At 56.9% G+C, this 8,968-nt stretch carries 15 protein-coding genes; 1 reads left to right on the forward strand and 14 read right to left on the reverse strand.

The features are described from left to right. The 14 genes from WM40_RS24950 to WM40_RS25005 form a co-directional block, all read right to left on the reverse strand. A partial coding sequence (locus WM40_RS24950) for a tyrosine-type recombinase/integrase (RefSeq protein ID WP_046154326.1) occupies positions 1-1,003 on the reverse strand: 1,003 nt, incomplete at its 3' end. Between the two features lie 169 nt (positions 1,004-1,172). Beyond that, positions 1,173-1,496 (reverse strand): hypothetical protein, encoded by a 324-nt coding sequence (locus tag WM40_RS24955; RefSeq protein WP_046154327.1) that lies wholly within the window; start codon positions 1,494-1,496, stop codon positions 1,173-1,175. Positions 1,497-1,620: 124 nt separating this feature from the next. Next, positions 1,621-1,917: a hypothetical protein gene (locus tag WM40_RS24960; RefSeq protein WP_157685986.1), complete on the reverse strand. Its 297-nt coding sequence runs from the start codon at positions 1,915-1,917 to the stop codon at positions 1,621-1,623. Between the two features lie 80 nt (positions 1,918-1,997). Next, a complete protein-coding gene (locus WM40_RS24965; RefSeq protein WP_046154329.1) occupies positions 1,998-2,177 on the reverse strand; it encodes a hypothetical protein in 180 nt (59 codons plus the stop codon). Then, complete coding sequence (locus WM40_RS29175) at positions 2,174-2,404, reverse strand: DUF551 domain-containing protein (protein WP_082103222.1); 231 nt, start codon at positions 2,402-2,404, stop codon at positions 2,174-2,176. Before WM40_RS29175 ends, WM40_RS24965 begins: the two co-directional genes overlap by 4 nt. 142 nt (positions 2,405-2,546) lie before the next feature. After that, positions 2,547-3,542 carry a hypothetical protein gene (locus tag WM40_RS24970; protein WP_046154330.1) on the reverse strand — a complete coding sequence of 332 codons (996 nt, stop codon included), beginning with the start codon at positions 3,540-3,542 and terminating at the stop codon, positions 2,547-2,549. Then, the gene (locus WM40_RS24975; protein ID WP_046154331.1) at positions 3,535-3,855 is read right to left on the reverse strand and encodes a hypothetical protein; all 321 of its coding nucleotides are present in this window, start codon (positions 3,853-3,855) and stop codon (positions 3,535-3,537) included. The genes WM40_RS24970 and WM40_RS24975 overlap by 8 nt, the downstream gene beginning before the upstream one ends. Further along, positions 3,852-4,619: a DNA cytosine methyltransferase gene (locus tag WM40_RS24980; RefSeq protein ID WP_046154332.1), complete on the reverse strand. Its 768-nt coding sequence runs from the start codon at positions 4,617-4,619 to the stop codon at positions 3,852-3,854. The genes WM40_RS24975 and WM40_RS24980 overlap by 4 nt, the downstream gene beginning before the upstream one ends. Then, positions 4,616-4,873, reverse strand: a complete 258-nt coding sequence (locus WM40_RS24985; RefSeq protein WP_046154333.1) for a hypothetical protein — start codon at positions 4,871-4,873, stop codon at positions 4,616-4,618. Before WM40_RS24985 ends, WM40_RS24980 begins: the two co-directional genes overlap by 4 nt. Then, positions 4,870-5,859, reverse strand: coding sequence for an LbetaH domain-containing protein (locus WM40_RS29180; protein WP_052738518.1), 990 nt, complete (start codon positions 5,857-5,859; stop codon positions 4,870-4,872). The genes WM40_RS24985 and WM40_RS29180 overlap by 4 nt, the downstream gene beginning before the upstream one ends. An 11-nt stretch (positions 5,860-5,870) precedes the next feature. Then, positions 5,871-6,878: a recombinase RecT gene (locus tag WM40_RS24995; RefSeq protein WP_269083114.1), complete on the reverse strand. Its 1,008-nt coding sequence runs from the start codon at positions 6,876-6,878 to the stop codon at positions 5,871-5,873. A gap of 32 nt (positions 6,879-6,910) precedes the next feature. Then, a complete protein-coding gene (locus tag WM40_RS25000; RefSeq protein ID WP_236693691.1) occupies positions 6,911-7,759 on the reverse strand; it encodes a PD-(D/E)XK nuclease-like domain-containing protein in 849 nt (282 codons plus the stop codon). Beyond that, positions 7,759-7,893 (reverse strand): hypothetical protein, encoded by a 135-nt coding sequence (locus WM40_RS32175; RefSeq protein WP_269083113.1) that lies wholly within the window; start codon positions 7,891-7,893, stop codon positions 7,759-7,761. Before WM40_RS32175 ends, WM40_RS25000 begins: the two co-directional genes overlap by 1 nt. Positions 7,894-7,895: 2 nt before the next feature. Then, on the reverse strand, positions 7,896-8,309 hold the full coding sequence (locus tag WM40_RS25005) for a hypothetical protein (RefSeq protein ID WP_046154334.1): 414 nt from the start codon (positions 8,307-8,309) through the stop codon (positions 7,896-7,898). Between the two features lie 233 nt (positions 8,310-8,542). Between WM40_RS25005 and WM40_RS31835 the strand changes: the two genes are divergently transcribed. Beyond that, positions 8,543-8,968: hypothetical protein (locus tag WM40_RS31835; RefSeq protein WP_236693692.1), on the forward strand; the 426-nt coding region annotated here is incomplete at its 3' end.

The raw sequence follows: 8,968 nt of genomic DNA on the forward strand, positions 1-8,968 counted from the left end.
GTGTGACATTTTTGTCCCAAGATTCAAAAAGGTTGCCAGCATAGATCGAGGCGTGGTCATGGCCCAGATGTGCATAGCGCAATACCATTGAGTAGCTTGCCCATCCGCCCAGCTTTTGCAAGACCGGCAACGGCGTCCCGGCCTGAACGTGCCATGAGGCCCAGGTATGCCGCATGTCGTGGAACCGAATACCCTCCAGGCCAGCGCGCTTCGTCGCCTTCTTCCATGCGTGGTTGACGATCTTGGTGATTGGGCGGCCTTGGTACGTGAAAACGTAGCGGGCGTGTTCCCCAATTTTCCACGAGAGAACGCCGAGCGCGATATCGTTGAGCGGCACCTGAATGGCATTGCCGGATTTCGATTGATCCGGGTGTATCCAGGCGACGCGGTTTGCCATGTCAACCTGAGACCATTCCAGAAGTCGCACGTTTGACTCTCTAAGCCCGGTGGCCAGGGCGAATGCCGTCATGCCGCGCAAATGCTCGGGCAATTGGGAAATCAGCCGGGTCGCTTGCTCCTGTGTCAGCCACGTCAACCGACCGCTGCCTTCCTTGAGTTTGCGGATAGGGGGAAGGGCGGCGATCCATCCCTCGCTCTTGGCGTGGTTGAGGACCACGGATAGGGCAGCCATTGTCCGATTGACCGTGGCAGGCTTTACCCCTTCGTCTAGCTTTTCATCGATCAGTGCGTCGATCACATCCTTGTTGATGTCGACCAGCGATTTATTTTTCAGGCGCTCGGAAATCCACTTCAGCCGGAGTTTGTTCGTTTCCAGGTCTTTTAGATGCTGATTGCGCTTTACCCAATGAATCACTGCTTCCTGCCAGATTACAGTGGGGCTGTCACCGAGTCTTTTTTGTCGCCAGTAATCTGACGCAACCTTGGCGGCGTATTCCTCCGCTTGCTCACGGACCTCGGTGCCAGTAGATCTTCTAATTCGCGATCCATCGATGCTAAAGTCGACCCACCAGATGGGCGAGTCGCCGCGTTTGTAGAAGCGCATTCTTGTTTCTTCCCGTATTGAGTGCGGAGCCAGTCTATTACATCAGTGTCAACCAGAACCCAGGCGCGGCCCACCTTAGTGGCTGGCAACCCATCTTCTCGGATGCGCTCGGAAACGCGCTCGGGCGTTGTGAACAACATTTCCGCAGCTTGCTCAATTGTCATGGTTCTCATCCCATCCCCCTCCCAATCTCAGCAGCGGCCATGACGATTGCGCGGCGGGTTGCGGCGGTTGGGTCATCTTCATGGTGTTTAACAGAAAAGACGCCTTCGGTACCCACGAAAACTATCGTGTCGCTGTATTTTGCGTTAACCCCTACGTTTAGTCTAAGCTCCACCATCAGCCGAAACGCATCGCCGTCTTTTTCAAGCGGGTTCCAGTATTCACTCCCAGTTACCTCCCAAAGCTTTTTAGACCAAATCCCATCGTGCCAACTCGCATCATCCAACCCCGCCGCCTTCGCAGCCAATTCAAGCAGTTCTCGGTCTGTCATTTTTGGTCCCCTTCCTCTTTCCGCTCAGTCCGCTCTCTAAGTTCTCGTCTGAATATGATTGGCGTAAGCACAAAGACAAATACTGCGGCGGCGACAAAGAAAAACAAGATGGCAAGTGCTATTTTCATTTCGCCTCCTTCGGCGCGGGCGGCAGTGGCATCCAGTGCGTGGGGGTTACAAGCCACACATTCGGCGGCTCATCTGCGTTTACTGGTGTTTCATACCATCCTGGGGCAGCGTCTTCCGGGTATTCCCAGTAGTCGTCTATTTCCTCTTGGCTGTAATAGCGCCCGCGCACAGTGCGCCAATTTCCTAAGTCGTTCCGGTATCCAAGTAACCTAGCAATGGTATCTTTTGGTGCCGTTTCGATCGGTTGCCATTTAGGAATCTGCTCGGCGAGTGCGTCGCGGTCGGCTTCCATAGCGGCATAGTCCCTGTAACAGACTGAACCGCCCCGTGGGGAGTGAACTCTGGAGATAACGTCGTCATATCGATCAACCATCACGCCCCCTGTTTATAGTGGTCCCGCGCATACGCCCAGGCAATTTGAAACGTGAACCAGTCTGTGTTTAAAGCCTTGTTACGCGAATCCATGAATGCTTCATAGCAAGCCTTGGCGTCGTCAGTACATTTGACGTGAACCGTAGTGCCGCCGCGCTTTCTTCCGAAGAGCCACTTCATGATTGCTCCGGTTTTTCTGGCAATGGCATCCAGTGCGTAACGTCGTTCCACTCCCACGCCTGCCCATCATCGTACGCATCGTCCCAATAATCGTACGATGAGAAAGTATCTTCAAATCCTGGCGTTTCTTTACACCTCACGCCTACTCGGATATCACGAAAATACAATACCAAGACGGGCTCATCTGGCGGCGGCAATTTGTCACTTACTTTTATCCAACCACTCATCACGCCTCCCTATCTTTTCTGACAAGTACTCCGTTTGTGTGGTCTTCTGCGAGTGGTACGCCGCCCCACATCACGACTTGGCATTTCGATCGAACAATTCTCAAGTAGAGAAATGCTGGTAGCATTAGCGTCCATTTACGCATCACGCCTCCTTCTTCGATTTGAGGGCTCGGATTTCCTCGGCTAGTTCAAGCAGCGTGCTGTAATACTCGTGCTTTTCATCCGCGTGCGGGCCTCGGCCAAACTCTAATGACCCAGTGTCCGGTTCGACGCTGCCGAACTCCTGAACATAACTATCGGCCTTTTTATCAAGATGCTTCGCCGCTTCCTCAAGCGCCGCATCCGCTCCAGTAGGAGCGTGACGGGCGGCGAGGGCATCCGCAGCGCGTATCAGTATTTCGGCCTCGTATCCAGGCGCGACCGTTGCCATACTGCGCAGGGAAGCGATGTCATCTTGAACATTGCTCATTACGAGCGGCTGCGCAGGGGCAGCGCTAAACTCCGAAAGCGTCTTCTGCATTGCGACTACCGGGCCATTAGCTAACATTTCCAAGTGATGGAACGCGATTGCTCGCTCAATATCATCGCGGCTTGTCACCGACTGCGCAGGGGTAGCGCTGACTACGGACAGGCCGCGAACCTCATATTCCCAATCATGGATTTGAGAGTTAGTTTCCAATTCCATCGCAGCATCTTGAGAACATTCTTCCCATTCCAACCAAGGATAATTTTTATCCCATGTCGGACGCATGCGTCTCTCCCATTTCACAACCGGATTCGCCTCGCTCGGCGGAGCGGTGTAGAGCGGCGTACCATCTTCCAACACTTGCAAGTCCATCAGCATCTTCGCATGTGCGTTTCCGCCGCTGGCTTTTACAACTGCGGGTTCAACCCTCTGCTGCTTGCATGATCGGCAATACCCCTCTCCACCAGGGTCTACTTTTGATCCCCCGCATGTTTCGCATAAGACCTTCGCCTCGCTCTGCGCGGGCGCGGAACTCGGTATGCGATATGGCGTAGAGATCGCATCTATCGCGACCTTCCTTGTAACCTGGGTTATACCGGTTTCCTCTGCCTCCAAGATCAAGGCCGCGATGATTTCTCGCAGTTTGTGTTCCCGCATAACATCGTTACTCATGACAATCCCCCTTGTTCGCGGCGGAGATAGCGAAGTCGATGGACACATTCCATTCCGATTCAGTCATGTTGCGGCGTCCTTTCCTGACGTCCTCTGGCACAGCGATTAACATTGCTTCAGAAAAATCAGCGTTATTAGATACGGATGCAATTCGCAAACCCCTGCATCGCTCCGCATCCGCTTTCAACGCTTCCGCCTGCGCTTCCCCAAGCTCAATCGCTTCGGCAGCATTCAAAACAGCAGCGCGGTCTTTGATCGGCAGCGCATCCAGACTGATCGCGCGCAGCGCTTCTGCTAGTTGTTTGTTGTTCATATCGACTCCATTACACTTTCGATGAAGACTTTCGCAGCTTCGGCGTTGATCGCGTTGCCTGCGGCGCGCAGTTGAGCCAAATGCTCGGTATCGCCATCAACCAAAAGGACAAGGCCGGGTTCACGCAGCCGGATGCGGCCGTCTGGGCAGATAACCCGTTCCATGTCAGCCCACGGCACGCGCCTGGGAGAGTCGCTACCGGCCTCTGCTTGTTGCCCGCTGAGTAGCAATGTGTACGATTGCTTGCATCTGTCACGGTTGGCGTCGGCCACCCAATACAATCTGTCTCGGAGGTGCGGCGCACCGACGCCCGCAGACGGGAACGGGATACACCCGAAGGCGTAACCCAGGCTTTCCACGTCAGCGTGTACAAGGTCGATCCAAGCGTCTGCGTCTTTGCTCGCAACCTGCTCTCCAAAGACAATTGCAGGACGGCACTCTTTGATGAGCTGGAAGAAGGCGGGCCATAGGTGCCGCTCGTCAGCAAACCCAGCGCCTTTGCCTGCCGCGCTGAAAGGCTGGCAGGGGCAACTTCCTGTCCAAACTGGTTGATCATCAGGCCATCCCGCTTGTCGCAGGGCGTAGGACCAGACGCCGATTCCAGCGAAGAAATGGCACTGCGTGAATCCTCGTAAGTCGTCTGGACTGACATCTTCAATGCTCCGTTCATCGACCATGCCAGGCGCAATGTGTCCTGCTTCGATAAGATTGCGCAACCATGCCGCAGCGTATGGGTCTATCTCGTTGTAGTAGGCGGCGCTCACGCGATGCCTTCCTTTTCTTTCTCGATGAGATTGTCCGCAACCCACTTGCGCATTTCCAATTGGAAACGATACTGGGTCATATTCGGGAATTTTTCTCGGTATGCGCGCTCAAACGCCTCCCGCTCATCCGCCACCGGCTTCGAATCCCCAATATCAAGCGCTTCCGCAGCATTCAAAACAGCAGCGCGGTCTTTGATCGGTAGTGCGTCGAGACTGATCGCGCGCAGTGCTTGTGCTAGTTGCTTGTTGTTCATTGCGCACCTTCCTCGTTACGTACCGCCGAAAGCAACGCCAACAACTTTGGGTAGAAGCGAAGCGCAGATCTGCCGTCCATTTCTGCTATCTCTTCTTTTGTGAACGTCGGCCATTTGCTGATTGGGTAACACTCGCACCCCGCTCGTAAATGGTCGTCTGTAATAGTGATCGTGTATGCAAGCCCCGAAATCACGATCGGAGTACGTGAGCACTTTTCCGAGACCCACGCGTCGCCGGAGACCCGCGCGTCGCCGGAGACCTGCGCGTCGCCGGAGACCCGCGCGTTGCGGTAGACCTGCGCGTTGCCGGAGACCTGCGCGTTGCCGGAGACCTGCGCGTCGCCGTAGACCTGCGCGTCGCCGTAGACCTGCGCGTCGCCGTAGACCTGCGCGTTGCCGTAGACCCGCGCGTTGCCGTAGACCCACGCGTTGCCGGAGACCTGCGCGTCGCCGTAGACCTGCGCGTCGCCGTAGACCTGCGCGTCGCCGGAGACCCGCGCGTTGCGGTAGACCTGCGCGTTGCCGGAGACCTGCGCGTCGCCGCAGACCCACGCGTTGTCGCAGACCCGCGCGTCGCCGTAGACCTGCGCGTTGTCGCAGACCTGCGCGTTGCCGGAGACCTGCGCGTCGCCGTAGACCTGCGCGTTGTCGCAGACCTGCGCGTTGCCGGAGACCTGCGCGTCGCCGGAGACCCACGCGTTGCCGGAGACCCACGCGTTGCCGTAGACCCACGCGTTGCCGTAGACCCGCGCGTTGCCGGAGACCTGCGCGTTGCCGTAGACCCACGCGTTGCCGTAGACCCACGCGTTGCCGGAGGCGTGCGCAAGGTTGGCTTCTTCCGCGATGTATCCGCCCAAGTCGCCAGGCTCGACTGGTGCCATACACGACAGCGCTGGAATCGCCACCAAAGCCCGAATGCGACGGACCACAATCCCAGGGGCGATAACCTTCTCGTCACCCTCAACAAATTCGTATTTCTTGCTCATGTTTTTCTCGGTTAGGCAGCGCTTGAAAGGTCTTCGCGACGGTCGCGATAGGCTTGGTTCAACTCTTCAAGGGCCGGTCCTTCCGGCAGTTCGCGCATGTCATCTGCGATCAGGTCTAGCACATCCAAATCCTTGCACTCGGCGATGCGCTTTTTGACGGTGTCGATGTCGAATGTGGGCGCATCAGGTGTCGGGTTGTTTTCCAGTGCAGGCGCATCTTGATCGTCGCTATCGTCGCCTGGAGTGGGAGTGACGTAATCGCCTTCAAGCACGTTATCTAGCGCTTGCGAATGTCCGCGTGCCGACAGGTCATCTAGGTCCGCCGCATGGGCCAGTTCGATGCTGACCGGCAGATATTTCACGAGACGGCGAAGCACGGTCTTGCGGCCCATCTCCGCGAAGTGCGCGCCCCACGGCGAATCCTCGGTCTTGCCAAAGCGCTTGGCGGTCTTCCATCCCTGCGAGTTATCGCGGATCTGAAGGATCTGATCCTTGCTCATGACCTCGAATGCATGGCCGCCGCCGACCAGCTTGGCCACCGCATAGAAGGCGACGATATCGCCGCGTTCACTCATGGCGGGCCGGTGTGTCAGCTTTTCGTCCAGACCGTAGGCATAGTCGAAGTCATCCTTCTCGCAAACCTCGTGCGCGGCGATGCTCACGATCTGACCGGACCGGCGCGCGAGGTCTACGAGGCCCTTGTAGCCAAGCACGATCTGCACTTCGGTGATGCCCTTTTTCCGGTTCTCGAACGGGATCAGGTATGCGTGCCCGAGTGGCGTGTTCGGTTCGAGCCCCAATTGCGAGCATTGCACGATGGCCCCCATCAGTGTTTCCACCTTGCATCCCATCAGCTTCGGCGTTGTGCGCAGCGCGCCGAGAGCGATCTTCAGCATCCGGTCCGGGCTGACGTGGCGCGGCAGGATAGCGGCCAGCATGCCCTTTTGCGATTCGAAGAACTGCTTCACGTTACCGATACCAGCATCTGCGGCGACCATTTGCGATGTCTGCTTTAGCATCGCCAGATTCGTTTTTTGCGGTTGTGCCACGATCATTCCTCGTCTATTTGCTTGAATGCCCAGGCGGGCAGGGTTTCGATGCTGATTCCGTCGCCGTATCCGGGCCACACGCCAGTTTCGATGCAGCGTTGATAGGTAGACAGGTCCCGCTTGTACAAATCCCGTCCTGCCGCGATTGATGCTTCGTCCAGCATTACGACGCTCGCGGCATATGGCCATTCGGTCTCGACGGCCAGGAACAGGAAGCCGCGCACCTCGGTTTGTGCCGCCGCCTCGTAGCCGTCGCTATAGAAGGCGGCTTGAACGTGGTAGCGCTTGCGCGCGATCTGGCGCTTGAACTCGGCGGGGCTTGCGTCGCTGTAGGTTTTGACGTCTAGCAGCACAGCGCTTTCGCTGTACGGATGCACCCAATCCGGCCTGCACCGGCACAGCGCGGCGGTGTCGGCGTCTTTCCAGAAAGCAGACACTTCCGGCCTCCCGGAATCGAGGACATCGCGCACGTCGCTGATACGACGCACGGACTCAGCTTGATGCATTGCGGTGGCGTGCTGCTCTGGCTTGATTCCTATCTGACCCGGACTTAGCGTTTCTTCAAATGCTTTCCATTCTTTTGTTGCGCGCGTGGTGACTTTTGGCCCGACGACATATCGCTTATCGAACTCGTGCGGCTCCAAAATCGCAGCGTGCGCAAGGCTGCCCTCCAACTGACCAGCCTTTGTCGCGCGCGGTAGCCGTGCCGGATCAAACGTCCAGGCGTAGAACTTCGCTGCGGACTGCGCGATCAGATCGAGTCCCGACTTCGATACCTCGGTCGTGCGCGAGTGATAATCCTCGATCGACATACTCGGGTCGATGTGCGGCATAAACGGCGCGCGATCCATTACAGAAATCCTCCGACAGAAAGTGCGTTCCACGCGGCCAGAGCCAGCAGCATCGCCACCGCACCCGCCACAAACGAGCCCCAGTGAATGCGGCGGCGCGGGGCAGTGCGCTCTATTTCGTAGTTGGGGGTCATAGTCAGTCCGTGTAAGCAATGAATTTGAATTTGCCGTTACCGAAGTACGCGAACCGTCCGCCAAAAGTCCCATCGACAACCTTGCGTATATCTTCGAGGGTCGTACCTTCGGGATAGACGCCCTCCTTGATCATCGAAAAACTGCTGTGCGCGTAATTGCGCCAGTTGATTCGAGTCGGATCAAGCGGTCGAAGCTCTGGCCATACATACGGCTGGGCAGCAGCTTTCGGCATCGGTTCGACGGGCTCATCCACTTCATCCCAGTCACATTCCGGGCAGAAGTTTCGCGGCGCAGTGCACGCGCCGCATGGTGCAGATAGATGACAAGAACAGTTTTCTGCAGAACGGGTTTCGATTCTTCCTGCGCAGCGATCACGTCCGCATACGTCGCCTTCTTCAAATCCGAAGTCTTTCATACAGCCTCCATTGCTTGGCTTTTCGGGGTTTTGACACGCTTCGCAGCAGGGCGACCAAACTCACGCCGGACAGCAGCGCAATGCTTCGAGCAAGACTTACCCCAGCCGCGCTTCAGATCTGCCTCGCGCGCCTCGTAATGGCGCCCGCAGTGGCAGCGCATAGTGGCTGTGGTGCCGCGTTTGGGTTCTGGTGGTACGCCCGGTGCAGTTGCCCTTACGATCGTCGAACGCCCATGCAATTCCCGCTCAAATACGTCGGCCCATTCACTCCACCGATCAGCATCGCCTGTAAAGTTCGCGCACTCAGCCTTGCTTTTGCAAAGTCGGATGACATTGCGGAGATGTCGAACGGTCATATCTGCGATCTTGATCTGCTCACCGCTTGCCATTTCCCAATAGCCATCTGGGACATCGGTAAGTGGGTCATACAAGACCTCCCAGCCGCCGCAGGAATCGCTACCTTGACCCATCGCAAACCTCACATTGGTTCCCGCACTGATCGCAAATCGCAGAATCAACCGCTTGACCTATGTCGGCGTTTGTTATGCTGCTTCGCACGGCATCGAAAATTGCTCGGTAGCTATCACTCATCAAATCTCTCCACACAAGCGGCTCCGCAAACGACGCACTCTGCGTCAACGATCGGACCGCACACTGTT

The organism is Robbsia andropogonis (assembly GCF_000970345.1).
In the GTDB taxonomy this organism is placed as follows: Bacteria; Pseudomonadota; Gammaproteobacteria; order Burkholderiales; family Burkholderiaceae; genus Robbsia; species Robbsia andropogonis.

Coding starts and splice junctions, on each gene's coding strand:
- WM40_RS25005 (WP_046154334.1), bottom strand. CDS start 8,309: ATGAAAGACTTCGGATTTGAAGAAGGCGACGTATGCGGACGTGATCGC.
- WM40_RS32175 (WP_269083113.1), bottom strand. CDS start 7,893: ATGACCCCCAACTACGAAATAGAGCGCACTGCCCCGCGCCGCCGCATT.
- WM40_RS24975 (WP_046154331.1), bottom strand. CDS start 3,855: ATGAACAACAAACAACTAGCAGAAGCGCTGCGCGCGATCAGTCTGGAT.
- WM40_RS24960 (WP_157685986.1), bottom strand. CDS start 1,917: ATGGAAGCCGACCGCGACGCACTCGCCGAGCAGATTCCTAAATGGCAA.
- WM40_RS24955 (WP_046154327.1), bottom strand. CDS start 1,496: ATGACAGACCGAGAACTGCTTGAATTGGCTGCGAAGGCGGCGGGGTTG.
- WM40_RS24985 (WP_046154333.1), bottom strand. CDS start 4,873: ATGAACAACAAGCAACTAGCACAAGCACTGCGCGCGATCAGTCTCGAC.
- WM40_RS29180 (WP_052738518.1), bottom strand. CDS start 5,859: ATGAGCAAGAAATACGAATTTGTTGAGGGTGACGAGAAGGTTATCGCC.
- WM40_RS24970 (WP_046154330.1), bottom strand. CDS start 3,542: ATGAGTAACGATGTTATGCGGGAACACAAACTGCGAGAAATCATCGCG.
- WM40_RS25000 (WP_236693691.1), bottom strand. CDS start 7,759: ATGGATCGCGCGCCGTTTATGCCGCACATCGACCCGAGTATGTCGATC.
- WM40_RS24965 (WP_046154329.1), bottom strand. CDS start 2,177: ATGAAGTGGCTCTTCGGAAGAAAGCGCGGCGGCACTACGGTTCACGTC.
- WM40_RS24995 (WP_269083114.1), bottom strand. CDS start 6,878: ATGCTAAAGCAGACATCGCAAATGGTCGCCGCAGATGCTGGTATCGGT.
- WM40_RS29175 (WP_082103222.1), bottom strand. CDS start 2,404: ATGAGTGGTTGGATAAAAGTAAGTGACAAATTGCCGCCGCCAGATGAG.